We start from the raw sequence: 25868 nt of genomic DNA, 5'->3' as shown, positions 1-25868 counted from the left end.
AAGGTCGCAGGTCCCGTACGGATGGGTTTGGCCGATAATCGGGGTTTCCCCCACGAAACATCGTCGTCATGCCTGCAGATCGCATCGCCAACGCGCGTCTCCGTGACCGCGTGGTCTCCGCCGAGGCCGCAGCCGCGCTCATCCAGCCGGGTGAAACCGTCGCCATGAGCGGCTTCACCGGCTCCGGTTACCCCAAGGCGGTGCCGGTGGAACTGGCCCGCCGCATCGAAGCGGTGCACGCGCAAGGGCTGCCGTTCCAGATCAGCCTGATGACCGGCGCCTCCACCGCCCCGGAGCTGGACGGTGCGCTGGCCAAGGCCGATGGCATCGCCATGCGCATGCCGTTCCAGAGCGATCCGGATGCGCGCAACCGCATCAACGAAGGCAAGCTGGATTACATCGACATCCACCTCAGCCACGTCGCCCAGCATGTGTGGTTCGGCTTCTACGGCGATATCGACACGGCGGTGCTGGAAGTCTCGGCGATCCGCGAGGACGGCTCGCTGGTGCCGTCCACCTCGGTCGGCAACAACAAGACCTGGCTGGACCTGGCCAAGAAGGTGATCATCGAGGTCAACGAGTGGCAGCCGGCCGGCGTGGACGGCATGCATGACATCTACTACGGCACCGCGTTGCCGCCACACCGCAAGCCGATCCCGCTGGTGCAGGCCAACGACCGCATCGGTGAGACCACGCTGCGCTGCGACCCGGACAAGATCGTGGCGGTGGTGCGCACCAACGGGCCGGACCGCAACAGTCCGTTCAGTCCGATCGACGCCACCAGCGAGCAGATCGCCGCGCACCTGATCGAATTCCTCAAGCACGAAGTGGCCAAGGGGCGCCTGCCGGCCAACCTGCTGCCGCTGCAGAGCGGCGTGGGCAATATCCCCAACGCGGTGCTGGCCGGGCTGGCCAAGAGCGGCTTCCGCGACCTTGCTGCCTTCACCGAAGTGATCCAGGACGGCATGCTCGACCTGCTCCGCGATGGCGTGCTCAGCTACGCCTCGTGCACCGGTTTCGCGCTGAGCCCGCAGGCCAACGAAACGTTCAAGGAGAACATCGATTTCTACCGCGAGCGCATCATCATGCGCACGCAGGAAATCTCCAACCATCCGGAACTTGTGCGCCGCCTCGGCTGCATCGGCATGAACGGAATGATCGAAGCGGACCTGTACGGCAACGTCAATTCGACCCACGTGATGGGCACGCGGATCATGAACGGCATCGGCGGTTCCGGTGACTTCGCGCGCAACGGTTTCCTGTCGGCCTTCCTCAGCCCGTCCACTGCGAAGAACGGCAGCATTTCGGCCATCGTGCCGATGGTCAGCCATGTCGACCACACCGAGCACGATGTATCGGTGATCGTCACCGAACAGGGCCTGGCCGACCTGCGTGGGCTGACTCCGCGCAAGCGCGCGCAGGTGGTGATCGACAACTGCGCGCATCCGGATTTCCGTGCACAGCTGCAGGATTACTTCGACCGCGCCAGCCGGGACAGTTACGGCAAGCACACCCCACACCTGCTGCCCGAGGCGCTGAGCTGGCATCAGCGCTGGCTGGATACCGGCACGATGAAGGCCTGACGGCAGCACGGTGGGGCGAGCCTTTTCTGAAGGCGCGTCGCTGCGCGACCGGGTGGAATGAGGGTTTCCCCTCGTGGTCGCGCATCCCATGCATCCTGTCTGGTCAACCACTCTTCCGCACGCTCCGCCCGCCGTCGCCCTGGCCCAGGCCGCCCTACCTCATCGTCCGGCTGCGCCGTGTTCGGTGGTCAACCAGGAGGGGCCGGCGCGTCCTGCGGACGTAGCCGCGCATGCGGAACACCTGTGTGTCTACCAAGGCTTGCCGGCGGCCATGGACTGGCTTGCCCGGGCTCCTGGGCCGTACGACGCATGCGTGCGCGACACCGCGCTGCAGAGGCTGATCCTCAACATGGGCAGGGACTGGCAGTGGCGGGCGCTGGTGGTCAGGGACCTCCCTGCTGGGGCCGCGGCGCAGTGGGAGGTCCTGCGAGCGTATCGATGCGCGCTGGAATCCCTGGCCGAAGCAGTCAGTGCCACTGGATCAGATCGGCCCGGGATGCAGGGTTTCATCGAGCGAAGCCGGCAGCTGCGCAGCGCACTTGGCGACCTCGATGGCCCGTCACCGCCGAAGCGGCCGAGGGAGACCGCCAGCGATGGCGGCCCGGCGGGCCGCGCGATGCACGCAAGCGAGCTGCAGAGCACGCTCGACGAGTGGATGCATTGGCAACAACGCGCCTTCGGGGACGTTGTCCATGCTCTGCAACGCCAGGATACCGATGCGCTGCGGCCGTTATGGTCCGCCTACGCGTTGGATGATCACGCGCGTCATTCCCGCGAGCTGGCGCGTCGCATCCGGGCGTTGTTGATCATCGGCGACGCCGTGCGGCGCGATCCGGGCCAGCACTATCCCTTCCCACCCGCGTGCCACTACGACGGCGCCGTGGTCAACGCGCTGCGCGATGGAATGGACCCCGACGAAGTGCTCGCACGTTACCCGCTGGACCATCCCAGCCTGCGAACCTGGGTGCAGGCGAACGCAGGCAAACTGCGCGCTGGCCTGCCATTGCACGAGATGGATTCGATCTCCTGGCATGAGCTGGACGCCGTTGACGCGCTGCGGGCGCTGCAGGCGGTCGCCGGACCACCCGCTGCGAACGCACCCGCCCACCCGGTGTGCCAAACGCAGAACAGGCTGCAACGCTGACAGCAGACCTTCGCCGCCAAGCCATGAGCCCGGCATGTCGCGGCAGGGTGCAGGCGTGACGTTTTGCTGGAAGCATCGGTTGAGCGCACGCGGTCAACTACAAGGCCAGACCCAAGGACCCGCTCCGCATGCAGCCGATCCGCTCCGACGCCCCTTCCAGGATTGCAACGACGCCGCACGCTGCAACGATGACCCGCACGGAGCCGCGCCCGCGCTCCGTTGCCAACCTGGCCGCTTCCGCAGCGCCGGCGCTTCAGCCGGCGCTTGTCGAGGGCGGCGGTGACCGGCCGCTGGCCTTTGTTGCGCGTGTGGCCGATATGTGCCGCGAACAGGCGCTGTCCTGCGTGCTGGACCATATCGACCAGTGCGGAACGCAGGAAGCGTCCGTCGTGGCCGATGCGCTGCAGGCGGTGATCACCTCGCTGCCCGACGGATACGCCTGGAAACACCTGCGCCGGGATTGTGCCAATGCGCCGGCACCTCTGCCGTTTCGCAAGGTGCATCTGGATGATCCCACGCGCTTGCTGGAACAGGCCGCGTCGCTGCGCAGGCTGTCACAACAGGTCATCCGGGCACGCGAACAGGGCCACGAGCGCGAGGGCATGAGTGGCTTCACTTTGCGCGCCAAGTGGGTATTTCCACGGGTGGCTGCCGCCGAGGCAGGCTCGGACTACCGGGCGCTGCGTGATGAGATCGACGTGCTGATGCACTGGCCGAGCGCTGCGATTGGCGAGGTCCGGCATGCACTTGACCAGGATATGCCGGTCTGCTGCCATGATCTGTGGGCGCGTTACAACCTCGGCCAAGGCGGTCATGTGGCTGGCGAGGCACGATTGCACCTGTGGACGCTGCTGATCGGTGGCAAGGACAACCTCTATGCCCTCGCCTGCCAGGGCAAGGATCCGGCGATGTTCCATGGCCCGCTGATACAGGCGCTGCGCCAAGGCAAGCCTGCCGATGCCGTCTGCGAGGACTTCCATGTGACCCACACGGAACTGCGCGAATGGGTGCACCAAGTTGCGCCCGTGCTGGCCCGCAGGCAGCGACTCGACGCCTCACACGGGCTGCCGTTTCATCTCGGGATCTGAGCGGGCCGCGATGACCGCAGGCCTGAAGCGATCCTGAAGTGGCTGGCTCAACTGGCGGTGGGCCGCGCCTTCCGCCTTTGCAACCGATCCGCAACTGCGCGCGCGGGCCGGCGACGATTCGCTGGAATCGACCCGCATCGCCTTTGCACTGGACCTGGACAGCGTGCTGGCCATGGACGTCATGCTGGAGCTGCGCAGGGAAATCGCTTCGCCAGCGGCGCGCGGCGGCTCGCCGGCCGGCTCAGCCGCGCAGCGCGACCAGTGAATCCTGCTGCAGCTGCTCGTACAGCGCGAACTCGTCGTGCACCCGGGCGCCCAGCGCGGCTTCGAACGCTTCGCGGTTGGCATGCGCTGCATACGCGCGCTGTTCGCCCCCGCCCAGGTTGGACTGGAAGATGCCCGCCGCGCTGACCGGCAGGAAATCTTCGTAGATGATCGGATCGGCCGTGGCCAGGCCTTCGGCGATGAGCACTTCAGCCGGCAGTTCGGCCACGCGCTGCTGGGCTGCACGGCCGGCAGCGGTGAGCAGGTAACGGTAGTAGCCCAGCCCCTCCGCGCGCAGCGTGGCGTGGTCGTCCGGGAAGCCAGCGAAGGCCGCTTGCAAGCGCTGGCCATAGTCGCCGCCGGTGCTGCCGGCGCCTTCGGTTTCGCGTGCCTGCGCCAGCAACTGGTCGTACAACGCGCGGCCTTTCGGGGTCAACGCCAGGCCGCGCTGCTCGATCTCGCCGAAGCGCGCGGTGTGGGTACCGGCATCGCCGCCGCCGTCCTTGGGGAAATGCACGGCCTCTTCCAGCGCCTTGAAGCTGGTCTGCCGCAGCAGGATCGGGCAGCGGCGGCGCGGCGGGCCTTCGATGACTGCTTTGGCGGCCATGCCGCGTTCGATCATCGCGGCCTGCGCCGCATCGATGTCCAGCGTGCGCGGGGTGAGATGGTTGATGTGCGGGCCGCGGAAACTGACCACGTCGGCGATCAGCCGGTGCGCGTTGCCCAGCGCATGGTAGGTATCCAGCGCCACCGTGGCATCGCTGTGCCAGCGGAAGGTTTCCAGTGCTTCGTTGACGAAGCGCTCGGCGTCTGCGGCGTGCAGTCCCCCATCGCGCTCGGCCTGTTCGACCAGCGCCAGCGCGGCGTCGGTGAAGATGCGCCGACGAGCCAGGATCTGTGCCGCCTGTTCGCGCAACGCCGGGTCTTCGATCAGTTCCAGCCGCAGCAGCGAGGTGAACACCCGGAACGGATTGGCGGCCAGCGCTGTGCCATCGATCGGGCGGAACGCGGTGGAATGCACCGGCACGCCGGCCACGCTGAGATCGTAGTAGGCAACCGGGTACATGCCCATCACCGCGAACAGGCGGCGCAGGGTCGACAGTTCTTCAGCAGTGCCGACACGGATGGCGCCGTGGCGCTCTTCATCCAGCCGGCCGCGGCCGTCGTTGCGCTCCAGCTGCGCGGCCAGGGCGGTGTCTTCGGCCAGCACCTGCGCGTTGATCTGCGCGACCAGGTCGACCAGGTCGCCGTACAGCGGCACTTCGCTGCGGTACATGCGGGACATGGCCTGCGCGAACAGGCGGCGGATGGCATCGGGCGAAACGAATTCGGCAGCGCTCATGGGATACCCAGCAAGGAACACGGAACATGCGTTGGCTCGCATTGTCGCCGGGCCACCGCTGCTTTGGTAGCGCCGAGCCATGCTCGGCGGCGGTACCGGCAGCCCGCCGAGCGTGGCGCGGCGCTACCTGCCCAGCTGGCGGCGCAGCGTGGCATCCAGCGTGATCGGCCGATCCCAATGCCGGTAACTGGCCACGATGGCGTGGCGCAGCGCGCGCTTGTGCAGGTTGTCCGGTGGCACCGGCAAGGCCTCCACGGCCGCCTCCCAGCCGCCTTCGCGGTGCGCGCTGAACGCCCTCACCACCTGGCGGCAGCTGACCTGGATGGCCTTCGCCCAGAAACAGGCGAAGTACACATCGGCGGCGTGCCAGCCGTGGTTATTGACGAGCGCGGCGATATAGCCGCGATCCACGCCGCTGTAGCGCGCCACCTCGTCCAGGAAACTGTCCGGGTAACGCTCCGCGTAGTGGTTGATGTCCGCCAGCCAGGTATCGATCCACGCATCACCGGTATCCACCGCGTAGGTGGCCGATTTCTCCGCCGTCTGCTGGGCCGGCGCGATCGCGGGCACCAGCAGCAGGGACAGCAACAGCAGCGTTGTCAGCAGGCGGTTCATGCCGGGATTGTGACGCAGCGGGGCCGTGGTGTCAGGTCACGCACCGCGCGCGGCCGTCGCCTTGGCTTGGATGGCCTGCAGCGCGGCCGGCCAGTCCCAGGCCGTATCGGCGGTGACCATGCGCGGCTCGTCATCGGCCACGCCATGTTCGGTTTCGTGGGCCCAGGTAACGGCATACGGGGTATGCACGCCCCAACCGCCCAGCGTCACCACCGGTTCGATGTCCGAGCGCAGCGAGTTGCCGACCATCACGAACTGGTTGATCGGTAGATCGAACTCGGACAGCACGCGCGCGTAGGTTTCCGGATCCTTCTCCGACACGATCTCGATGCGGGGAAACAGGTCGTGCAGCTGGGCGACCTTGATCTTGGCCTCCTGGTGGAACAGGTCACCCTTGGTGATGAGTACCACCGGATGATCCTCGGCGATCTTCGCGACCGATTCGCGCACACCGTCGATCAGCTCCACGGGATGGCGCAGGGTGTCGTGGCCGATGTCCAGCATGCACTGGATGTGCTTCGCGCTGACCCGGCTGTCGGTGATCTCGATGGCCGCTTCGATCATCGACAGGGTCATCGCCTTGACGCCGTACCCGAAAACCGCAAGGTTGCGCCGCTGCACGTCCAGCAGATGCCGGGCAGTGCGGGTGTCGTGCACGTCGATGTAGTGCGAGAGCAGGTCGAGGTAATCCTGTTCGGCCTTGCGGTAGTAATCCTCGCTCTTCCACAGCGTATCGTCACCGTCAAAACCAACCAGGCCGATGGCGCTGCCGCGCCCGGGCGTGGATATGTTCATGCGTGAAGAATAACAGGGCGGCCCACGCACTGGCCTGCGTGGGCCGCCCTGGTGGGGTGTGCCGACCAAGGTCGGCACCTACGGGTCGGCACCTGCGGTAGCGCCGAAGGCGGCTTCAGGAGCCGCTGCCAACGTCGCCTGCGACGGCCCGCAGGGTTCCGGTCAGGACGACCGGCATAGCCATGCTCGGCGGCTTCTGATGCTGCCGCGCGGTGCGCTCGCCGAGCGTGGCTCGGCGCTACCGGGACCGCAGTCTCGGAACTTAGTTGCCCTGTGCGCCGGCGGCGCCCTGCTGGGCCTGCACGAAGGCCTTGTACTCATCGGCGGACAGCTCGCCATCCTTGTTGGTATCGGCCTGGTCGAACACCTGCGCCAGGCCGGCATTCACCTGTGCCTCGGTCTTGCTGATGGTGCCGTTGCCATCGGTATCGATGCTGGCCCAGGTCTGGCCGCCGCCGTTGGCTTGTGCTGCGGCCTGGCCAGCGGCATGCGTGGCCTGGTCTGCGGCGTTACCGGCTTCGGCTGCCTGGTTGCCGGCCGCAGCGGCCGCCTGCTGTGCCTGCACGGCCTGCGCCTGTGCAGTAGCCGCCTGATCCTGTGCGGCGCTCTGCGCCATGGCCGGAAGGGTAAACACACTGCCGGCGGCAACGAGGAGGGCGATCAGCGGCTTGCGGTTACGAAGAGTCATTGGGTGGTCTCCTTGGATGTGATGTTGCACGGCCATGTATTCCGTACGGGGCCTACGTTGGCAGCGTGCCGATGAACACAAATTGGGGCGCAGGTGGCCCTCACACGCGGCATTAACCACTACACGGCGCTCATCGACTACCGGCTTGGTTAGAAGCCGGTGAGCATGACGTAAGGTGCACATTCAGCGGCCCGGAATTTAACCCTCGCCAAACGAAAATCAGTCCGCGCCGTCCTGTTTTGCCGCTGACCGCGAACTGAACAAAAGCCATCCAAGGGCGACACCGGACAACGCGCCGATGATCTCCAGCACCACCCGGCTGCCCAGTTCGTTGGGATCGTGGATGGTGGAAAGATAGAGACGCGCGTAGAACGGCGATTCCATCCGCACGATGCCCATGTAGAACAGCTTCCACATGTCGATGCCGGCGGAGATGACCACCGCGATCCCGCTGGCCCAGCCCAGTGCGTGGCCGTGGGCCCAGCGCAGCGCACGGGCAATGTGGTGGAACAGGAAATACACCAGCAGGCCGACCAGCAGCGCGATGCCAGCGGCTTCCAGGGTGCCGAGCAGGCCAAAATGGAGGGGAAGGTTCATGGCCACAGTGTAATGGCCGGGCACCCCGCGCGAATCAGTCCACCGGCACGTCGTAGGCGGTGCGCGGATCCGGCTCGGGCTGGAAGGTGTAATGCCACCATTCCTGCGCATAGTTGACGAACCCTGCGGCGGCCATCGCCTGCAACAGGCGCTGCCGGTTGGCCTGCTGCAACGGGGTGAGTCCATCGGCAGCGGTATGCGCACGCTTGCCGAAGAAGTCGAAGTCGGTGCCCATGTCCAACGGCGTGCAGCGCCCGGCCTCGCACTGCATCAGGCCCACGTCCACGGTGGCCGCACGACTGTGGCCGGAGCGCTCGGCGATGTAGCCTTCGGCGAACAGGCGGGACTTGTCCACGTCCGGGTACTGCGTGGCCCTGCGCGAGGTTTCGTGTGGATCCCGTGCCCATGCCACGAAGGCCTGCACCGAACGCACCGGGCGGTAGCAATCATGCACCTGCAACGCATGGCCCTGGCTGCGCAGCGTGCGCTCCACCCCGGCCAGGGCATCAGCTACCGGCGGCAGGAGATAGCAGGCAGGTGCCGCGTAGCCGGGCACCGGGCGGGCGGTGAAGTTGTTGCCAGTGGCGTAGCGGATATCCAGCGCGATGCCGGGTGACAGCGTGCGGATCTCCACCAGCCCGGCTTCGGCAGCGCTGCGCGCGGGCGAAACGGTGGGCGCTTCAGCGGCGCGTGCGCTCGTTGCCAGGGCAATCGCCAGTACGAGTGAAGTGCAGGTCCTGGTAGTCATAGCTGAAGTCGATATCCGGGTCGATGGCGCGCAGTTCCAACGTCGGGACGGGTGCAGCAGTGGGCTGCAGCCACGCCTGGGCGGCCGCTTCCAGCTTATCCCAGCGCAGCACCCAGCGCGTCCCCAACTGCAGCACGTCGGCCTGCAGGCGCGGCGATTTGTCCACACTGAAACGCAGCCGACCCTGCATGGGGCAAAGTGAGGCCTGACCGAGCCACGGGTCGCGGTAGCGCCCCTGCATGGCGTGCAGTGCGGTTGCCGGCGCGGGCGCGGTGCTGCGGGTATCCGGCAGCGGATCGGCCTCTGTCGGTGATGGCGCGCGTGCCTGCGCCAGCTGGTCCAGCCAGCCGTCCACGCCGGATGTGCTTTCCGGTGCGGTGTAGTGTTTCAAGGCAGCCTGCATGAGCGCGGTGCGTGCGTCTTCGCCTTCCCCGTTGATCAGCAGCACGACGCCGACCTTGCGCTCGGGCAGCAGCGCCAGCGAGGAATACATGCCGGACAGCGTGCCGGTATGCGCCACCTTCCACTGCCCGTCCAGGTCGGAAAGGCGCCAGCCGTAGCCGTAGCCGGCGAAGTGCGCGTTGTCCCAGCGCCGTTGCCGCTCGCCCAGGGGCATCGGCATCTGCAGCGTCCACAGCTGGCGGCGCTGTTCGCTGCCCAGCCAGTCCGGCACCAACGCCGGATCCAGCAGCACCTGCATCCAGCGCAGCATGTCGTTCAAGGAACAGCGGATGCCGCCGGCGGCCATCGACGGTGAATCCGGACTGGTATCGCCGTCCACGGCAACGACCACGTTGTGTCCCTCGCGACGTACGTGGGGCTGGGCGATGTTGCCGACCGCTACGGTGGACCATTCGCCTACCTGGCAACGCGACAACCCGAGCGGGATGAACACCTGTTCGCGCATCAGCTGGTCGTACGGCTTTCCACCGGCTGCCGCCGCCACTTCGCCGGCCACCACGTACATCAGGTTGTCGTAGGCATAGCTGCTGCGGAAGCTGGTGACCGGCTTGAGATGCGCCAGCCCGGCGATGATATCGGCGCGGGTAAATCGATTGGGCTCGGGCCACAGCATCAGGTCGCCGGCACCCAGTCCGAGTCCGCTGTTGTGGATCAGCAGGTCGCGTACCTGCATCTGTTCGCCCACCCAGGGATCGAACATGGTGAACGAAGGCAGGTGGCGGCGGACCGGGTCATCCCAGCGCAGCTTTCCCTGTTCCACCAGGCGGGCGAGCAGGGCGGCGGTCATTGCCTTGCTGTTGGAGGCGATCTTGAACAGGGTTTCGTCGTCGATGCGCGCGTCCGGGGTGTCGCCGCGCATGCCTTCGGCGCGGCGGTAAACCACGTTGCCGTCTTCCACCACGCCCATCGCAATGCCGGGCAACTGCTCGCGCTGCACCGTGCGTTCGAGCATGGCGTCGAACGGGGACGCTGCCAGGGCAAACAGCAGCAGGGGTGCGTACATGACGGGCAACCTCGGAAAGGCGGGCGTGTGAGGTAGCGCCGAAGGCAGCGGCAGGAGCCGCTGCCAACGTCGCTTGCGACGGCCCGCAGGGTGCCGGTCAGGACGACCGGCATCGCCTTGCTCGGCGAGCGCAGCGGGAGCAGCAACAGCGTGACGACCAACGGTCGTCACCCACCAGGGGCAAAAGCGGGACGGCCAGCGGCCGTCACTACCGGGTCAGAAGTTCCAGGCCACCACCAGTTGTGCGTAGCGCGGTGCCTGCCAGCGGGTGCCGGTTTTGAACGTGGCTTCGCGATAGACACCCGGTTGGCTTTCGTAGCGCTGGTGCACGTTGATCACGGTCTGGTTGTTGAACAGGTTGTAGACCGACAACCGCGCGCTCAGGTCGATGCCGTCCACCGGCAGGCGCCAGGTCACGTTGGCGCCCATGGTCCAGGTCCACGGCAGGTTGCCGAACGCACCGCGGGCGGTGGGCTCGAATACCCGCTGGTCGTAGGTGCCGGTGCAGTTGGCCACGCACAGCCAGCCGGTGCCGCCCCCGCTGCCCTCGCTGGAGGTGCTGCCGCCGGCCACGGTGTCGCCCGGCCACATCACGCCGAAGGCAGTGATCGGGCCGCCGGACTGCACCTGCAGCGTACTGCCGAAGGACCACTGCTCGTTCAACGCATAGGCCGCGCGGAACTTGAACTGGTGGCGGAAATCGTTGAACAGCGCGCCGTAGCGCTCGTTGTTGGAAGGATGGTCCCAGTGCTGGACCATGCCGGTGTCGCCGTAGTTGGTGTCCGAGTTCACCGGGCCTTCGAAGTTGCCCTCGCTCTTGGACCACAGGTAGGACGCGTTGAACATCCACTTCTCGTCCCACGCGCGGTCCAGCTGGAACTCCAGCGCCTTGTAGGTGCGCTTGGGCTTGGAGTAGCCCACTACTTCGCCGCTGCCGCCCTTGCGGTAGCCGCTGTTGGCGGTGTCGATGGTGATCCAGCCTTCCTCGGCGCAGCCGATGCTGGAATCGCCCCAGATGGTCAGGCTTTCGCCGGGATTGGCGATCGGCCACAGCGTGCTGCCGGTCGGGCCGCACGGGGTATGGTTCAGGCGCATGTCATCCAGCGCGCGGGTCATCCGGCGGTAGGTGCCGTTGACGCCCCACGACCAGGCTTGGTTGATCATGGTCTGGAAGCCGAGGATGTACTCGTCCTGGTAGACCGCCTTCAGGTCCTTGTCCACGCTCTGCCGCAGATCGGCCGCGCCGGTGTTCATGCGGGTATCGGTGGGACCGACCTGCTGGCCGATCACCGGCGCCATGTACGGCGCACCGGTGACCGGATTGCTCTGCTGCTGCCAGCCGTTGAGCACGTAGTAGCTGTATTCGTCAGTGAGCCCACCGGCGAAGTTGACGTTGATGTTGTTGGTCACCGGCAGGTAGTAGCGGCCCGCATTGCCGAACAGCTTGGTGCTGCCGTCGCCCTTGATGTCCCAGGCAAAGCCCACGCGCGGGGCGATCAGGTCGTCCATCTTGATGAAGGCATCGCCATCGGCGGTGCGGTTCTCGAAGCGGTCCCAGCGCACGCCCAGGTTCAACATCAGGGTGGAGGTGATGTTCCAGATATCTTCCAGGTAGAAGGCGTTTGCTTCGGTTTCGAAGGTGCCGCCGGACACGCGGTTGCGCGCGCGCAGCATCTGGTTGACCCCCGCCGGTACGTAGGCGTTGGCGCCGTCCCAGACTTCATCGCCGGGCCGCGCCGCGTACGCGGTGTAGGTCATCTGGCTCGGCCCCGGATAGCGCGTGGACTGGTCGGTGGTCATCAGTTCGCGATCCACGCCGAAGCGCAGCAGGTGGCGGCCCAGCGCCCATTCGAAATCCAGCCGCGCGGCGTCGCGGGTGTCATCGCGCTCGGCGATGGCAGTGCCGGTGGGGTGGCAGCCGGCGCGCAGGCCATTCAGCTGACCCAGGTACGGCGCATAGGTGGCATCGGTGAACACGGCATCGCAGTACAGGTCCAGCGTGGAGTTGGAGAACGCCCGCTGGTTGTTCTGGCCGACCATCGCCTTGGCGGTGAAGCTTTCGCCGAAGCGGCCGGTATAGGTCGCCGACCAGTTCTTGCCGCCGCCATCGGTCAGCGTGTCACCGCCCCACTGGCCCAGCGTCTGCGTGTCCCAGTTGTAACCGGACGAGGCCTGCGTGGTCTCGGTTTCGTCGGAGAACGCGAGCAGTTCCAGGGTGTGGTTGTCGGTGATGTTCCAATCCAGCTTTGCCCCCCAGAAATCATCGTCGCCGGTGTTGTCGAACCAGGTGCGGCCATCGGAGGAGGTGTTGTTGCCATCTGTATCGCGCTTTTCATACATCGCGAAAAGGAACAGTCTGTCCTTCACCAGCGCGCCGGAACCCCAGACGTTGGTCTTGGTGAACGAGGTGGCGTCGGTGCTGGCGTAGGAGTGCGGCGAGCCATCGCGATGGAAATGATCGCGGGCGGCCGAGCGCCACGCATTCGGTTCGAAGGTGACTTCTGCACCGCCTTCGAACTCGTTGCTGCCCGAGCGGGTGACGGCGTTGATCACACCGCCGGTGGAGCGGCCGAACTCCACCGAGTATCCGCCGGTCTTGACCTGGAATTCCTGGAAGAAGCCGAACGGTGCGCTGGAGAAGCCACGCCGGGTGTACATGTCGGTGACGTTCAGGCCGTTGATGTAGACCGCGTTCTCGGCCACGGAGGAGCCGGCGAAGGACAGCCCGCCGAACGAGGAATTGCCGCCCACCACGCCCGGTGCCAGCAGGGCCACCGCGGACAGGTCCTGCGCCACCGGCAGCCGCGAGATTTCCTGGCGGTTGACGTTGAAGGAGGTCTCGGTGGAGTACACGTCTACCCGGTTGATCACCCGCGAGCCGACCACCTGCAGCGCATCCAGGTTGACCACGCCACCACTGCTGGCCAGGTTCACCGTGGTGGTGCCACCGACGGCCACGCTGACGCTGACCGGCTCGCCCAGGGCGGCACCGTCGCGGCTCAGCTGCAGGGTGTAGTCACCGACCGGCAGCTGGCCGAGCCGATAGCTGCCATCACTGCCGGCAGTGGCCGAGCGGGTCAGCCCGGTACCGCGGTTGACCACGGTGACCAGGTCACCGGCGGTGGCCCGGCCGGCGACTGCGCCGGAAACATTCTGCGCCGTTGCGATGCTGGGCACGATCATGCCCAGGCACGCGCCCAGGGCGACGGTCAACGCCGCCCGCTTGATATTGATTGCCTTCATCCCCTGCTCTCTCCTGCAGAAATTGAACGGTGTGGTTGACTAGGGTGTCGCGCTGGGTTTGCCGCCTGCAGGCCGTACCGTCCACTGGAACTGGTCGTCCCACTGGTCGAAATACAGGTTGCCGCCTGCCCACTCGGCCTCGCCGCGCTGCGAGTCCACCGTTTCCGAGCGGAAGTGCTGTTTGGCCGGCACGAAGGCCTGGCCGAAATCATCGTTGAAGGCGATCCGGTAGCCGTCGATGCCGCCGAGATAGAAGTCGCGCAGTGCTGGCTGATCGCTGTCCAGCGCACCGGTGGTGACGTCCATCGGCAGCCATCCGTAGGGCGCCAGGTACACCGCGCCCCAGTCGTGCAGGTTGCTGTAGCCGGTCACGTTGTCGGAGAACACGCGGCCGGACTGCCAGCGCGCGGGAATGCCGTTCATGCGCAGCAGGGTGATCAGCAGCAGGGTCTGCTGGCCGCAGTCGGCGTGGCCGGCCTGCAGCGCGTAGTCGCTGATGTTGCTGATCGTGGAATATTCGCGCGCGCCGGCCCAGGGGATCTGGTCGACTGCGCTGTACAGCAGGCGCACCACTTCATACGGCCGCGTCTCACCCTGCAGCACGCGTTCGGAAAACGCGCGCAGTGCCGGGCTGAAGCGCACATGCGGTGGCTGCTCGGCCAGATACGGCGCCAGCGCCGGCTGGTCTGGCGTGGGCTGCACTGCGGCGGGATCGATGGCGGTGTGGCGGGCACTGATGGTAAGGGCGTAGCGGATCTGGAAACGGGTCGGCTGCCCGGCCACGGCCGGCGCTTCCAGATAGGCCGTGCGCTGCAGCGTGCTGGCCGGGGCCAGCTGCGCGCCGGACGGTGAACTGCCGATCCACTGCAGCTGCTCCTGCTGGCCGGGAATCTCGCGCGGGTAGGGAATCCAGGCGCGCACCGTTTCGCCGGCCGGCACCGCATCGGCCTTCACCACCAGTGACTGGGTGACCTCCACGCGTTGCGGCAGCACCGAATCCTTGCCAGTGCGTTCGGCGGCGGCCACTACCCGCGCGTGATACGGCGTCAGCGTTTCGTATGGACCATCGGCCGGCATCGGGGCATCGACACGGCGGCGTGCGCGGGCCTCGCTGCTGAGCCGGAACAGGTTGGACGGGGCACGGTTGAAGTACCGCCGCTCGCCATCGATTTCCAAATGCTCCAACAGTCCCTGCTCGTCCCAGCGCGCGAACTCGTCATCGCGCAGATCGGGGATCCAGTGGCGCAGTTTTTCCTTGGCCGCGGTTTCATCCAGGCTGAAGTCCAGGCGGATGCGCCGCATGCGCTCCTTCTGGAAGGCGGATGGTGCTTGGCGTGCCGCGCCCGGATGGCTTGCGAGCCAGGCGTCCAGATGGGTGCCCGCCTCGGCGAATCTCCCCTGGTCGATCATCGCAATCACCGCGTCCTCGGACACCGAACCGGGTATCGGCGTGGTCGCATCCGTTGCAGGCTGCGCCCACGCCATCGCCGCGCACAGGCAGGCAGCAGCAGGCAGCAACAGTTTGCGAACGACGGTATCCACAGCGACACTTCCCCAGCGCGGGTGGTAACAGCTGTGTAACACGCAGGGGATACCCGGTCAATAATTTATTCTTGCGTTCCGCTGCGAAAGGAATAACTATTCCAGCAGCTTTCAATGAGGGTAATCGCCACATGCTCCTGGCTTCCCGCCCCACACGCCGTGCCCTGATGCTGGCCGTGTGCCTGGCCTTCGGCAGCAGCGCCGCATCGGCGCTCACGCGCGCGCCAGCCGCCACGCCGGATCCCGGCCCCGCCCTGCCTTATGTCATCGGCCTGCACGAGGCCTACCTGACGCCGCAGTACTGGGCCGCGCGGCTGCCTGGTGCCGATGCGCTGATCCTGGACCGCGCGCAGATCGCCGCGCAGAACGCGCGCATGCGCGCCGAAGACCCGCACATCCAGGACATCGCGGCATTGCCCGCATCGCTGCCCGCCGCTGCGCTGCGCGAATCGATCACCGCGCTGTCGCGCTGGCCGGCGCGCACGCTGTACGACGCCCACGGCGCCGCGATCCCCGCCGGCCAGCGCGCGGATATCGAAGCCAACCTGGCATTGGACGCACTGCCCGCCGCCACCACGCCGCAGTACGGGCTGGTGGTGCATCGCGCGGCGCTGCGCACCTTCCCGACCCGGCAGCGTGTCTTCAGCAGCCCCGAGAACGCCGACATCGACCGCTTCCAGGAATCGGCGCTGTTCCCCGGCGACAAGGTCGCGGTGGTCCACCGCAGCGCCGACGGGGCATGGCTGTTCGTGCACAGCGAGCGCTACAGCGCGTGGATCGAAGCACAGTACGTGGCCACCGGCTCCAAGCAGACGGTGCTGGGTTACGGCGCGACGGGTCCGTACCGGGTGATCACCGGCGCGGTGGCGCATACCGCGTTCACGCCCGAAGAGCCGCGCGTTTCGCGCCTGCAGCTGGACATGGGCCTGCGCCTGCCGGTGCTGGCGCAGTGGTCGCCGGCACAGACGGTCAACGGCCAGCAGGCGCATGCCAGCTGGGTGGTGCAGCTGCCCGTGCGCGAAGCCGATGGTGCGCTGAGCCTGGTGCCCGCGCTGTTGCCGCGTTCGCAGGACAGCAGCGCCGATTACCTGCCGCTGACCCCGCGCACCCTGCTGACCCAGGCCTACAAGTTCCTTGGCGAGCGCTACGGTTGGGGCCACGACTACGACACCCGCGACTGCAGCGGCTTCGTTTCGGAGATCTACCGCAGTGCCGGCGTGCTGCTGCCGCGCAATACCAGCGCGCAGGGCATCAGCCCGGCGCTGGACCGGATCGCCTTCACCGACAAGGACACCGCCGCCCGCCGCGACCGCGCCGTGGCTGAGTTGCAGGTGGGCGACCTGGTCTACATCCCGGGCCACGTGATGATGGCCATCGGCCATGTAGACGGCCGCACCTGGGTGATCCATGACACCGCCGGTGGCAGCTGGAAAGGCGAGGACGGCACCCGCATCCAGGCGCACCTCAACGGCGTGTCGGTCACTCCCCTGGAACCGATGATGGCCAGCGATGACCTGCGCTACATCGACCGCATCACCAACATCCAGCGGGTCCGCCCGCAGCGCACGCCCCGGACCCCTTGATGAAGATCACCGATATCGAACTGGGCATGCTGCGCGTGCCCTTGAAGACGCCGTTCAAGACCGCGCTGCGCACCGTGGACACCGTCGAGGACGTGGTGGTGATGGTCCGCACCGACACCGGCCACACCGGCTACGGCGAGGCGGCGGCGACTGCGGTGATCACCGGCGACACGCACGGGTCGATCATCGAAGCGATCCGCCACTTCATCAAACCGCGGCTGGTCGGCCAGGACTTGGCCAACCTCAACCGCCTGTGTGGGCTGGTGCAGTCCTCGATGGAACGCAACAGCAGCGCCAAGGCGGCGGTGGAAATCGCCCTGTACGACCTGTGGGCGCAGCTGCACGGCGCACCGCTGTACCAGATGCTGGGCGGTGGCGATCCCGTGATCACCACCGACATCACCATCAGCGTGGATTACATCGACAAGATGGTGGCCGATTCGCTGTCCGCGCTGGATCGCGGATTCGAGTCGCTGAAGATCAAGGTCGGCAAGGACATCGGCCTGGACATCGAACGGGTCAAGGCCATCCATGCGGCAGTGGAAGGCCGCGCGCTGCTGCGGCTGGATGCCAACCAGGGCTGGACCGCCAAGCAGGCGGTGCATGCGATGCGTGCGCTGGAGGAGGCCGGGGTGGTGCTGGAGCTGCTCGAGCAGCCGGTCAAGGCCGCCGACATCGCCGGCCTGAAGTACGTCACCGACCGGGTCAACACGCCGGTGATGGCCGATGAAAGTGTGTTCAATCCAAGCCAGGTGATCGACCTGATCCAGCAGCGCGCTGCGGACATCGTCAACATCAAGTTGATGAAGACCGGCGGGCTGTCCAACGCGATCCGCATCGCCGACATCGCCGCCATCCACGGCGTGCCGTGCATGATCGGCTGCATGATCGAATCCAGCATCAGCGTGGCCGCCGCCGTGCATCTGGCCGTGGCCAAGAGCGATGTGATCACCAAGGTGGACCTGGATGGGCCGTCGCTGGGCCAGTTCGACCCGGTCAGCGGCGGGGTGACGTTCAACGAATCGGAAATCAGCATCAGTGACGCGCCGGGGCTGGGCATCACCGAGGTGCGTGGGCTGGAGATGCTCGCTTGAGTGCTGCTCGTGCCCGTAGCGCCGAGCCATGCTCGGCGGAAAACCGCGCGATGTCCTGCCGAAAGTCCGCCGACCATGGCGCGGCGCTACCGTGCACGCCGGATGCTGCTGCATGCCGCCGCTGCTGAAGATCCGCGCCGAGCGCGGGCAGATGTCGGCGATCGAGCGCCGCATCGCCGATTTCATCCTTGAAAACGCGCACCTGCTGCGCGATTACTCCTCCCAGCAGTTGGCCAGCGCCCTGGGTATCAGCCAGTCCAGCGTGGTCAAGTTCGCGCAGAAGCTGGGTTTCAAGGGCTATCCGGACCTGAAGTTCTCCATCGGCCAGGACGTGGCGCGCAGTGGTGCCGCACCGTCCTCAGCGCCTGCGGTCGCCGAAGGGCGGGATGGTTACCTGCGCATTGCCCAGGCCCTGCAGGCCAGCAAGGCGGCTGCCGAAGACGAAACGCGTGCGGCCAATCCGCAGGCCGACGTGGAGCGGATCGTCGCCCTGGTCGATGCTGCGCCGAAGCTTTTCGTGTACGGGCTGGGCGACGATGGCCTGTACGCACGCGAGTTCGCGATGCGGCTTTCCCTGCTGGGCATGCTGGTGGTGCACCATGCCGACCCGATCCTGATGCTGGCCAACCTGTCTGCCGCACGCCCCGGTGACGTGATGCTGGTGTTCTCCGAGTTCGGCAAGCTGCCGCAGCTGTCGATGCTGTCGCGGCAGTTCCAGGACCTCGGCGGCAAGGTGGTCTCCATTACACGCCACACCGCCAACCCGCTGCGCGCGCATGCCGATGCCTCGCTGGCGGTATGCGCCGAGGACCGTGCGCCGCACATGGCACAGGTGCTGTACCGTGCTTCCTTGCAGTCCCTGCTGGATTTTGTTTTCGTGCTGTTGTGCGACGCCAATCCGGATCGCAACCGCCAGCTGGCGGTGAACCTGGAACGCATCGAACACCTGCTGGATACCTGACCGGAGCCGCCCATGAAGTCGCTGTTGCGTTGCCTTGCCGTTGCAGCCCTGTCACTGGCCGGTCCGGCGTGGGCAGCCAGCCCGCTGGACGGTGCCGGGCAGGTGGTGGTGGTCACCAGTGAAGGCTGGGACAGCACGCACGGACGCCTGCAGGCATTCACCCGCAGCGGCAGTGGCTGGAAGCCGGAAGGCGCCGCGTTCGACGTGGCCCTGGGCCGCAACGGCAGCGCCTGGGGCATCGGCCTGCATCCGGCTACGTCAGCAGATGCGGCGTCGGTGGGTAACGTGGCTTCGGCGGGTGACGACCGTTGGTCGTCACCCACCGCATCTGAAGCACCCGCCTCCGGCCAGGCCACCAGCGGCCCGCGCAAGCGCGAAGGCGATGGCCGCAGCCCGGCCGGCGTGTTCGCGCTGGGCACCGCGTTCGGCTACGCCGCGCAGGCCGACACCGCCCTGCCGTGGCAGCCGATGCAGGAAAGCAGCTACTGCATGGACGTGCCGGACTCGCCGTACTACAACCGCATCGTCGATGCCGAACGGGTCGGCGCCGAGGCGGTGGAGGGTTCGACTGAACCGATGCGTCTGGACCTGCACAACGAGGGCGATGTGCGCTACCAGCAGGGCTTCGTCATCAACCACAACCCGCGCAACGTGCCGGGCCAGGGCAGCTGCATCTTCGCCCACCTGTGGCGCAGGGAAGGTGAGGCCACCGCTGGCTGCACCGCGATGACCGCCGCGCATATGCAACAGCTGCTGGCGTGGCTGGATGCGCGCCAGGGCCCGTTGTTCGTGCTGCTGCCGCGCGCCGAATACGTGCGCCTGCAGCACGCATGGCAGCTGCCGGCCCTGGCCGCCGCCCACGGCCCCACACCGTGAGCGCGCCGGACACCCAACCCACGCCCAGCCTGCAGCGTGCGGTCAGCCGCTGGCAGATCGTCGGCCTGTCCATCAACGATGTGATCGGCAGCGGCATCTACCTGCTGCCGGCCGCGACGGTGCTGCTGCTTGGCCCCTTCAGCCTGTGGGGCGTGCTTGCTGCCGGCGTCGTGGTCGCGCTGCTGGTACTGTGCTACGCACAGGCCGCCAGCTACTTCGACGAACCCGGCGGCAGCTACCTGTATGCGCGCGAGGCATTCGGCCGCTTCGCCGGGTTCGAGATCGGCTGGATGATCTGGCTGACCCGCATCAGTTCGGCAGCGGCACTGAGCAACGCGCTGGCCGATGCGGTGGCGCGCTTCTGGCCGCTGGCCGGCAGCGGCGGCGGGCGGATCGCGGTGATCGTGTTGTCGCTTGCCTTCCTGACCGGTGTGAACATCATCGGCGTGCGCTCGGCGGCGCGTACCGGCGTGGTGCTGGTGATCGGCAAGTTGGTGCCGCTGCTGCTGTTCGTGGCCATCGGCGCGTTCTACATTGATCCGCAGCTGGCCTTCTCCGGGCAGCGTCCGGACCCGCATGACCTGCAGCGCATGGGCGAGGCGGCGTTGTTGCTGCTGTACGCCTACGCCGGCTTCGAGAACATTCCCGCCGCCGCGGGCGAGTACCGCAATCCCCGGCGTGACATCCCGTTCGCGCTGATCACCATGATCATCACCGTCACCGTGATCTACGCCGCGGTGCAGATCGTGGCGCAGGGCACCCTGCCCGGCCTGGCCGGCTCGGCCACGCCACTGGCCGATGCCGCCGCAGGCTTCGGCGGGGAGGCACTGGCGCTGATCCTGACCGTGGGCGCGACGATCTCCATCCTGGGCACCAACAGCAACACGATGATGATGGGGCCCCGCTTCCTGTACGCCCTGGCCGCCGATGGCTACGGCCCGAAAGTGCTGGCACACGTGCACCCGCGCTTCCGCACCCCGGCCGCAGCGATCCTGTGCCAGGGGATCATCTCGCTGCTGCTGGCGCTGAGTGGTTCGTTCGTGCAGTTGGCGCTGCTGTCGATGACCACGCGGCTGTTCGCTTACATCGGCACGGCTGCCGCGGTGCTGGTGCTGGCCAAGCGCTATGCCGACCGCCCAGGCGCATTGAAGCTGCCCGGCGGCCCCCTGATCCCGGTGCTGGCGCTGGTGCTGTGCCTGGCGCTGTTTGCCAGCGCCAGCTGGGCGAACATCCTGGCTGCGCTGGCCGCATTCGCGGTGGGCGCGGTGATCTACCTTTTCCCGCGCAAGGACAGTTGATGCCGCGCTGGCCTGCGTAGTGTCGAGCTTGCTCGACGCCCGCAGCGGCCTTTGTCGAGCAAGCTCGACACTACGCAGGCGGATCGGCTCTACGCTGCGCTCACGCGCCGGGCCCGGGCCGTTAACCGGCCGGTCGTCAGGATGGAACCTCATCCAACGACCACAGACGGAGCTGACGAATGAGCCCCGATTACCAGATCCCCGGCCGTGTGCCGGAAGATGGCGTACAGCGCGAAGCCTTTGCCGACTATTGGCGCGAACGCTACCCGAGCGAACCCTACTACGACGCCAGCTCGTCCTTCGAGGACTATGAACCGGCCTACCGGTTGGGGCACCAGTCCCGCGCGCAGGATGTCATCCGCGCGTATGAGGAAGTCGAACGCGAGCTGCAGACGCGCTGGGCCGCCGAACGCGGCGAGAGCCGGTTGGAATGGCTGCAGGCACAGCATGCTGTAAAGCGCGGCTGGGAAGATGCGCTGCTCGCCGATCCGCGGCTGGACAAGGGTCCGACGCGCGGCATCTGATTCTTCTCCATGCTGCAGCGTCCCCTCATGCAAGGGGACGCTGCGGCGTGCACGGTCGCAATGGTATACAGAGGGGGTTGGCCATCCGCATCCCCGCCTGGAGATACCCATGACCCGTAAGTTGCTTCTCACCCTGGCCATCGGCCTGACCCCGATGCTTGCCACCACTGCCTGCGGCGCCGCCAGTCCAGAGGCTGCCGCGCCCGCTGTCGCCGCTCCGGCACAGAAATCCTTCAGCGCGTTCAACGCCACCGAATTCGCCACGTTCGACGAACCCTGGGCAATGACCTTCCTGCCCGACGGCAGTGTGCTGGTCACCGAGAAGGCCGGTCGACTGCAGCACCTGGATCTCACCAGCAGGGCCAAGCATGAAATCACCGGCGGCCCGAAGGTCGCCTATGGCGGCCAAGGTGGTTTCGGTGACGTGGTGCTGCATCCGGACTTCGCCAGCAATCAGCTGGTGTACCTGAGCTACGCCGAAGAAGGCAGCAACAACACGCGCGGTGCCGCCGTGGCGCGCGCAAAGCTGGTGCTCGCTGCCGATGGTGCCGGCACGCTACAGGATCTTTCAGTGATCTGGCGGCAGGACGCGAAGGTCAGCGGCAACGGTCACTACGGCCACCGCATCGCCTTCGGTCCAGACGGCAAGTTGTGGATCACCTCCAGCGAGCGGCAGAAGTTCGACCCGGCACAGGACATGGCCAGCAACCTCGGCAAGCTGATCCGCCTCAACGACGATGGCTCGGTGCCGGCTGACAATCCGTTTGCTTCGCAGGGGGACGTAGCCGCGCAGGTGTGGTCGCTGGGCCACCGCAACATGCTGGGCATCGCCTTTGATGCCAACAACAAGCTGTGGGTACACGAGATGGGCCCGGCTGGCGGCGATGAGTTGAACCTGATCACCCGCGGCGGGAACTACGGTTACCCGATCGTCTCCAATGGCGATCATTACGATGGTCGGTCGATTCCCGACCATTCCACCCGTCCCGAATTCGCCACGCCGAAGGTTACCTGGAACCCGGTGATTTCGCCGGCCGGCTTCATCATCTACAGCGGCGACCTGTTCCCGCAGTGGAAGGGCAGCGGCTTCATCGGCGGACTGTCATCGCAGGCGCTGGTGCGGGTGAGCTTCGACGGCGACAGCGCGCGCGAAGCCGAACGCTTCGACATGGGCGCACGCATCCGCGAAGTCGAACAGGGTCCGGATGGCGCGGTGTGGGTTCTGGAAGACGGCAAGAACGGCAAGCTGCTGAAGCTGACCCCGAAGGGTTGACCCCGGGTAGTGACGGCCGCTGGCCGTCATGCCTCGGTGGCAGCGGCTCCTGCCGCTGCCTTCGGCGCTACCCGCATACCGGTCATTCCTGCAGGGCGACGACCTTGACTTCGGTGCGGCTGCAGGCCTTGTCCAGGCACGTCCCATTCAACCAGGCCTGGCCGTTGCCGATCATCACGCCCTGCTGGTTGGCAAACACGGTATCGAAGGACTGCGCGCTGATCGCACGCGCCACCGGCGCGGTGACGATGCGCTCGTAATCGCGCTGGAAGGTCGCCGCGTCGGGCACCTCGCGCTTGCTGCCGCCGGTATCCACGCGCAGCGGATAGCGCATCAGCGCGGCCACGGCGGCGCGGTCATCGCCAGCGATCCCCTGCTGCAACGCCTTGAACACGGTTTCGTACTGGTCGGCATCGCCAAGCACGCGCTCGATCCGCCCGCGCGCATCGCCATCACCCGCTGCGGCGGTATCGGCCGGTGCGTTCGGGCCGGATTCGGCCGGCGGCGCCTGGTCGGCATCAGCCGGCACGAACGGCGCGCTCGACGCGTTCGGCGACGGTGCCACGATCAGGTCATCCCGCGTTTCGGTCGGGCCCGCAGCGGCTGACATCGGCGCAGGTGCCGCCTCGGCAGGCGCGGCAGGCGCATCGGCCTGCGAACAGGCGACCAGCCAGAACGGGCTCGCCAGCAACAGCGGCAACTTCAATGAACGGGACAGGCGCATGCACGACTCCGGCAGGAACGAAGGCATCCAGCCTAGCCCGGCCAACGTGAGCCGGACATGCATGTCACGTGCAGGGACGCTGCGCCAAGCCGTGGCAGCGACAGCCCCCGCATCCGGACAGGCCGGACGCGTCACTCACTCAGCCAGCCAGCAGCTCGAACTGCACCGGTGAACCACTGATCGCCGATGCGCACACCCACAGATCGAACAGGCCCGCCTCGGCACGCAGCACGCCATCGCGCCCGGTGAAGGCCAGCTGCGAACGGTGCAGGGTGAAGCTCACTTCGGTGGACTCGCCCGGCTGCAGCATCACCTTGCGGAATTCCTTCAGTTCACGCACCGGCCGCACGCGGCTTGCCACGCGGTCGTGGATGTACAGCTGCACTACTTCTTCGCCGGCCACGCTGCCGGTGTTGGTCAGCGTGGTGGTGATGGTCAGCGTGTCATCCCAGCCGATCTTGGCACTGCTCAGCTGCGGCACGCCGTAGGCGAAGCTGGTGTAGCTGATGCCGTGGCCGAACGCATACAGCGGCTCGTTGGGGATCTCGCGCCAGCGCGCCTTGAATTCGGACATGGTCGGCAGCTCCGGACGCCCGGTGCGCGGATGATTGTAGAAGTACGGCTGCTGCCCGGACACCTGCGGGAAGCTCACCGGCAGGCGCGCGGACGGGTTGTAATCGCCGAACAGCACATCGGCCACGGCGTGCCCGGTCTGGGTGCCCAGGTACCAGGTGATCGCCACGGCCTGCGCATTGCGCACCGCGCCCTGCAGGGCCAGCGCGCGACCATTGCGCAGCAGCACCACCATCGGCTTGCCGGCCATCGCGACCGCTTCGGCCAGCGCCTGCTGGGCAGGCGGCAAGGTGATTTCCACGCGCGACTGCGCTTCGCCGCTGTAACGCTGCGGCTCGCCCAGTGCCAGCACGACCACATCGGCGCGCAGTGCGGCGGCCACGGCCGCTTCGATGCCACCGGCAATGCCGCTTTCCAGCTCGCAGCCCGGCACCACTTCCAGCAGCGTTTCATCGCCGATGGCCGCGCGTACGCCGGTTTCCAGGTCGACGTAACGGCTCTTGTCGCCGAACAGCGTCCAGCAGCCTTCGATGTTCTCGCGGTCCTGCACGAACGGGCCGATCAGCGCGATCTTCTGCCCGTCGCGGCGCAGCGGCAGCGCCGACTGTTCGTTCTTCAGCAGCACGATGGAGCGTCGAGCCGCGTCGCGCGACAGGTCGTCATGCGCGGCGATATGCGAATCGTCGGCTTCACGTGCCGGATCCAGCGAGCGGTACGGATCATCGAACAGGCCGATGGTTTCCTTGAGCCACAGGATGCGGCGCACGCCTTCGTCCAACACCGCCATCGGCACTTCGCCACTTTCCACCAGGCCGGGCAGATGTTCGGCATAGAAGCCGCTCTGCATGCTCAGGTCCAGGCCGGCGGTGAACGCCTTGGCGGTGGCGTCGCGGTCATCGGCGGCATAGCCGTGGGCGACCAGTTCCATGTCCGCGGTGTAATCGGAAATGACAACGCCGGGGAAGTTCCACTCACCGCGCAGGATGTCGGTCAGCAGTTCGGCGTTGGCACTGGCCGGCACGCCGTTGATGTCGTTGAAGGAGGACATCACAGTGACCGCGCCGGCATCGAAGGCGGCCTTGAACGGCGGCAGGTGCACGTCGCGCAGGGTCTGCGGGGAGATGTCCACCATGTTGTATTCCATGCCGGCCATCACCGCGCCGTAGGCGGCGAAATGCTTGGGCGTGGCCAGCAGCGCGTCGTGCGCACGCAGGTCATCGCCCTGGAAGCCGCGAACGCGGGCAGCGGCGAACGCACAGCCCAGCACCACGTCTTCACCGGCACCTTCCGCGCCACGGCCCCAGCGCTGGTCGCGGGCGATATCCACGGCCGGTGCGTAGGTCCAGTGCAGGCCGGCTGCGGTCGCTTCCACGGCGGTGGCACGTGCGGTGCGGCGCGCCAGTTCGGGTTCGAAGCTGGCCGCTTCGCCCAGCGGGATCGGGAACACGGTACGCATGCCATGGATGACATCGGCGGCCAGGATCACCGGGATGCCGAGGCGGCTTTCTTCGATCGCCACCTGCTGGATGCGGCGGCCCAGCTCCGCGCCGACGCCGTTGAACAGCGAGCCGACCTTGCCGTCACGCACCTGCTGCAGCACCTGGTCGGCGTTGCTGACGTTGGCTTCCGGGTTCACGTCCGGGGCAAAGGGACGAACCATGTCGGCGAACACGCCCAGCTGACCGACCTTTTCTTCCACGGTCATCTGCGCAATGAGGGATTCGATACGTTCGGAAGCCACCGGGTGTCCTTGATGTAAACGTTTTCAGTGCCGGCATTCTAAAGGTACCGGGCACAAAAGTGCGCATCTTCTGCGTTCATGTTTTCCGTCCGCGCTGCTTGCGACGG

The 25868-nt window shown here is 66.9% G+C and carries 21 protein-coding genes; 10 read left to right on the top strand and 11 right to left on the bottom strand.

The annotated features are described in order from the left end of the window. Positions 1 to 68 precede the first annotated feature (68 nt). The 3 genes from scpC to SOM47_RS08720 all read left to right on the top strand — a co-directional run bounded on the left by scpC (position 69) and on the right by SOM47_RS08720 (position 3815). Positions 69 to 1583: a succinyl-CoA:acetate CoA-transferase ScpC gene (gene scpC, locus SOM47_RS08730; protein WP_320505351.1), complete on the top strand. Its 1515-nt coding sequence runs from the start codon at positions 69 to 71 to the stop codon at positions 1581 to 1583. A gap of 271 nt (positions 1584 to 1854) precedes the next feature. After that, on the top strand, positions 1855 to 2727 hold the full coding sequence (locus SOM47_RS08725; RefSeq protein WP_320505350.1) for a hypothetical protein: 873 nt from the start codon (positions 1855 to 1857) through the stop codon (positions 2725 to 2727). 128 nt (positions 2728 to 2855) lie between these two features. After that, complete coding sequence (locus SOM47_RS08720) at positions 2856 to 3815, top strand: hypothetical protein (protein ID WP_320505349.1); 960 nt, start codon at positions 2856 to 2858, stop codon at positions 3813 to 3815. Positions 3816 to 4056: 241 nt separating this feature from the next. Here the strand turns inward: SOM47_RS08720 and hglS are convergent, their stop codons facing one another. From hglS to SOM47_RS08675, 9 genes are all read right to left on the bottom strand, one after another. Beyond that, positions 4057 to 5421, bottom strand: a complete 1365-nt coding sequence (hglS, locus tag SOM47_RS08715; RefSeq protein ID WP_320505348.1) for a 2-oxoadipate dioxygenase/decarboxylase HglS — start codon at positions 5419 to 5421, stop codon at positions 4057 to 4059. Positions 5422 to 5544: 123 nt separating this feature from the next. Next, positions 5545 to 6036, bottom strand: a complete 492-nt coding sequence (locus tag SOM47_RS08710; protein ID WP_320505347.1) for a hypothetical protein — start codon at positions 6034 to 6036, stop codon at positions 5545 to 5547. A gap of 36 nt (positions 6037 to 6072) precedes the next feature. After that, on the bottom strand, positions 6073 to 6831 hold the full coding sequence (locus tag SOM47_RS08705; RefSeq protein WP_320505346.1) for an HAD family hydrolase: 759 nt from the start codon (positions 6829 to 6831) through the stop codon (positions 6073 to 6075). A 262-nt stretch (positions 6832 to 7093) separates the two neighbouring features. Continuing rightward, positions 7094 to 7519: an EF-hand domain-containing protein gene (locus SOM47_RS08700; RefSeq protein WP_192084231.1), complete on the bottom strand. Its 426-nt coding sequence runs from the start codon at positions 7517 to 7519 to the stop codon at positions 7094 to 7096. A gap of 219 nt (positions 7520 to 7738) precedes the next feature. Beyond that, positions 7739 to 8116 (bottom strand): hypothetical protein, encoded by a 378-nt coding sequence (locus SOM47_RS08695; protein WP_042613550.1) that lies wholly within the window; start codon positions 8114 to 8116, stop codon positions 7739 to 7741. Between the two features lie 34 nt (positions 8117 to 8150). Next, positions 8151 to 8864 carry a M15 family metallopeptidase gene (locus SOM47_RS08690; protein WP_320505345.1) on the bottom strand — a complete coding sequence of 238 codons (714 nt, stop codon included), beginning with the start codon at positions 8862 to 8864 and terminating at the stop codon, positions 8151 to 8153. Next, positions 8797 to 10329, bottom strand: a complete 1533-nt coding sequence (locus SOM47_RS08685; RefSeq protein WP_414715783.1) for a serine hydrolase — start codon at positions 10327 to 10329, stop codon at positions 8797 to 8799. Before SOM47_RS08685 ends, SOM47_RS08690 begins: the two co-directional genes overlap by 68 nt. A gap of 216 nt (positions 10330 to 10545) precedes the next feature. Further along, positions 10546 to 13572 carry a TonB-dependent receptor gene (locus SOM47_RS08680; RefSeq protein ID WP_320505344.1) on the bottom strand — a complete coding sequence of 1009 codons (3027 nt, stop codon included), beginning with the start codon at positions 13570 to 13572 and terminating at the stop codon, positions 10546 to 10548. Positions 13573 to 13611: 39 nt separating this feature from the next. Then, on the bottom strand, positions 13612 to 15114 hold the full coding sequence (locus tag SOM47_RS08675; protein WP_320505343.1) for a transglutaminase-like domain-containing protein: 1503 nt from the start codon (positions 15112 to 15114) through the stop codon (positions 13612 to 13614). A gap of 131 nt (positions 15115 to 15245) precedes the next feature. On the opposite strand from SOM47_RS08675, the gene SOM47_RS08670 reads away from it, so the two are divergent. From SOM47_RS08670 to SOM47_RS08640, 7 genes are all read left to right on the top strand, one after another. Beyond that, positions 15246 to 16697 carry a C40 family peptidase gene (locus tag SOM47_RS08670; protein WP_320505342.1) on the top strand — a complete coding sequence of 484 codons (1452 nt, stop codon included), beginning with the start codon at positions 15246 to 15248 and terminating at the stop codon, positions 16695 to 16697. After that, positions 16697 to 17791 (top strand): dipeptide epimerase, encoded by a 1095-nt coding sequence (locus SOM47_RS08665; RefSeq protein WP_320505341.1) that lies wholly within the window; start codon positions 16697 to 16699, stop codon positions 17789 to 17791. The genes SOM47_RS08670 and SOM47_RS08665 overlap by 1 nt, the downstream gene beginning before the upstream one ends. Positions 17792 to 17903: 112 nt before the next feature. Further along, positions 17904 to 18752 (top strand): MurR/RpiR family transcriptional regulator, encoded by an 849-nt coding sequence (locus SOM47_RS08660; RefSeq protein WP_042613544.1) that lies wholly within the window; start codon positions 17904 to 17906, stop codon positions 18750 to 18752. 12 nt (positions 18753 to 18764) lie between these two features. After that, entirely contained in the window at positions 18765 to 19628 is an 864-nt protein-coding gene (locus SOM47_RS08655; RefSeq protein ID WP_320505340.1) for a L,D-transpeptidase family protein, read from the top strand. Then, positions 19583 to 20926 (top strand): APC family permease, encoded by a 1344-nt coding sequence (locus tag SOM47_RS08650; RefSeq protein ID WP_414715782.1) that lies wholly within the window; start codon positions 19583 to 19585, stop codon positions 20924 to 20926. The genes SOM47_RS08655 and SOM47_RS08650 overlap by 46 nt, the downstream gene beginning before the upstream one ends. 179 nt (positions 20927 to 21105) lie before the next feature. Then, positions 21106 to 21450 (top strand): hypothetical protein, encoded by a 345-nt coding sequence (locus tag SOM47_RS08645; RefSeq protein WP_320505339.1) that lies wholly within the window; start codon positions 21106 to 21108, stop codon positions 21448 to 21450. Positions 21451 to 21559: 109 nt separating this feature from the next. After that, the gene (locus SOM47_RS08640) at positions 21560 to 22723 is read left to right on the top strand and encodes a PQQ-dependent sugar dehydrogenase (RefSeq protein WP_320505338.1); all 1164 of its coding nucleotides are present in this window, start codon (positions 21560 to 21562) and stop codon (positions 22721 to 22723) included. A gap of 82 nt (positions 22724 to 22805) precedes the next feature. Here the strand turns inward: SOM47_RS08640 and SOM47_RS08635 are convergent, their stop codons facing one another. Then, a complete protein-coding gene (locus SOM47_RS08635) occupies positions 22806 to 23447 on the bottom strand; it encodes a hypothetical protein (protein WP_042613551.1) in 642 nt (213 codons plus the stop codon). A 139-nt stretch (positions 23448 to 23586) separates the two neighbouring features. After that, positions 23587 to 25761 (bottom strand): glycoside hydrolase family 3 N-terminal domain-containing protein, encoded by a 2175-nt coding sequence (locus SOM47_RS08630; protein WP_320505337.1) that lies wholly within the window; start codon positions 25759 to 25761, stop codon positions 23587 to 23589. Positions 25762 to 25868: the final 107 nt, after the last annotated feature.

The organism is Stenotrophomonas sp. CFBP8980, from assembly GCF_034046095.1.
Lineage (GTDB): Bacteria > Pseudomonadota > Gammaproteobacteria > Xanthomonadales > Xanthomonadaceae > Stenotrophomonas > Stenotrophomonas lacuserhaii.
This window is presented reverse-complemented; position numbering and strand designations above follow the sequence as displayed.

Excerpts from the sequence above, each read along its gene's own strand:
- scpC (WP_320505351.1), top strand. The coding sequence starts at position 69 with ATGCCTGCAGATCGCATCGCCAACGCGCGTCTCCGTGACCGCGTGGTC.
- SOM47_RS08725 (WP_320505350.1), top strand. The coding sequence starts at position 1,855 with ATGGACTGGCTTGCCCGGGCTCCTGGGCCGTACGACGCATGCGTGCGC.
- SOM47_RS08720 (WP_320505349.1), top strand. The coding sequence starts at position 2,856 with ATGCAGCCGATCCGCTCCGACGCCCCTTCCAGGATTGCAACGACGCCG.
- hglS (WP_320505348.1), bottom strand. The coding sequence starts at position 5,421 with ATGAGCGCTGCCGAATTCGTTTCGCCCGATGCCATCCGCCGCCTGTTC.
- SOM47_RS08710 (WP_320505347.1), bottom strand. The coding sequence starts at position 6,036 with ATGAACCGCCTGCTGACAACGCTGCTGTTGCTGTCCCTGCTGCTGGTG.
- SOM47_RS08705 (WP_320505346.1), bottom strand. The coding sequence starts at position 6,831 with ATGAACATATCCACGCCCGGGCGCGGCAGCGCCATCGGCCTGGTTGGT.
- SOM47_RS08700 (WP_192084231.1), bottom strand. The coding sequence starts at position 7,519 with ATGACTCTTCGTAACCGCAAGCCGCTGATCGCCCTCCTCGTTGCCGCC.
- SOM47_RS08695 (WP_042613550.1), bottom strand. The coding sequence starts at position 8,116 with ATGAACCTTCCCCTCCATTTTGGCCTGCTCGGCACCCTGGAAGCCGCT.
- SOM47_RS08690 (WP_320505345.1), bottom strand. The coding sequence starts at position 8,864 with ATGACTACCAGGACCTGCACTTCACTCGTACTGGCGATTGCCCTGGCA.
- SOM47_RS08685 (WP_414715783.1), bottom strand. The coding sequence starts at position 10,329 with ATGTACGCACCCCTGCTGCTGTTTGCCCTGGCAGCGTCCCCGTTCGAC.
- SOM47_RS08680 (WP_320505344.1), bottom strand. The coding sequence starts at position 13,572 with ATGAAGGCAATCAATATCAAGCGGGCGGCGTTGACCGTCGCCCTGGGC.
- SOM47_RS08670 (WP_320505342.1), top strand. The coding sequence starts at position 15,246 with ATGCTCCTGGCTTCCCGCCCCACACGCCGTGCCCTGATGCTGGCCGTG.
- SOM47_RS08665 (WP_320505341.1), top strand. The coding sequence starts at position 16,697 with ATGAAGATCACCGATATCGAACTGGGCATGCTGCGCGTGCCCTTGAAG.
- SOM47_RS08660 (WP_042613544.1), top strand. The coding sequence starts at position 17,904 with ATGCCGCCGCTGCTGAAGATCCGCGCCGAGCGCGGGCAGATGTCGGCG.
- SOM47_RS08655 (WP_320505340.1), top strand. The coding sequence starts at position 18,765 with ATGAAGTCGCTGTTGCGTTGCCTTGCCGTTGCAGCCCTGTCACTGGCC.
- SOM47_RS08650 (WP_414715782.1), top strand. The coding sequence starts at position 19,583 with ATGGCAGCTGCCGGCCCTGGCCGCCGCCCACGGCCCCACACCGTGAGC.
- SOM47_RS08645 (WP_320505339.1), top strand. The coding sequence starts at position 21,106 with ATGAGCCCCGATTACCAGATCCCCGGCCGTGTGCCGGAAGATGGCGTA.
- SOM47_RS08640 (WP_320505338.1), top strand. The coding sequence starts at position 21,560 with ATGACCCGTAAGTTGCTTCTCACCCTGGCCATCGGCCTGACCCCGATG.
- SOM47_RS08635 (WP_042613551.1), bottom strand. The coding sequence starts at position 23,447 with ATGCGCCTGTCCCGTTCATTGAAGTTGCCGCTGTTGCTGGCGAGCCCG.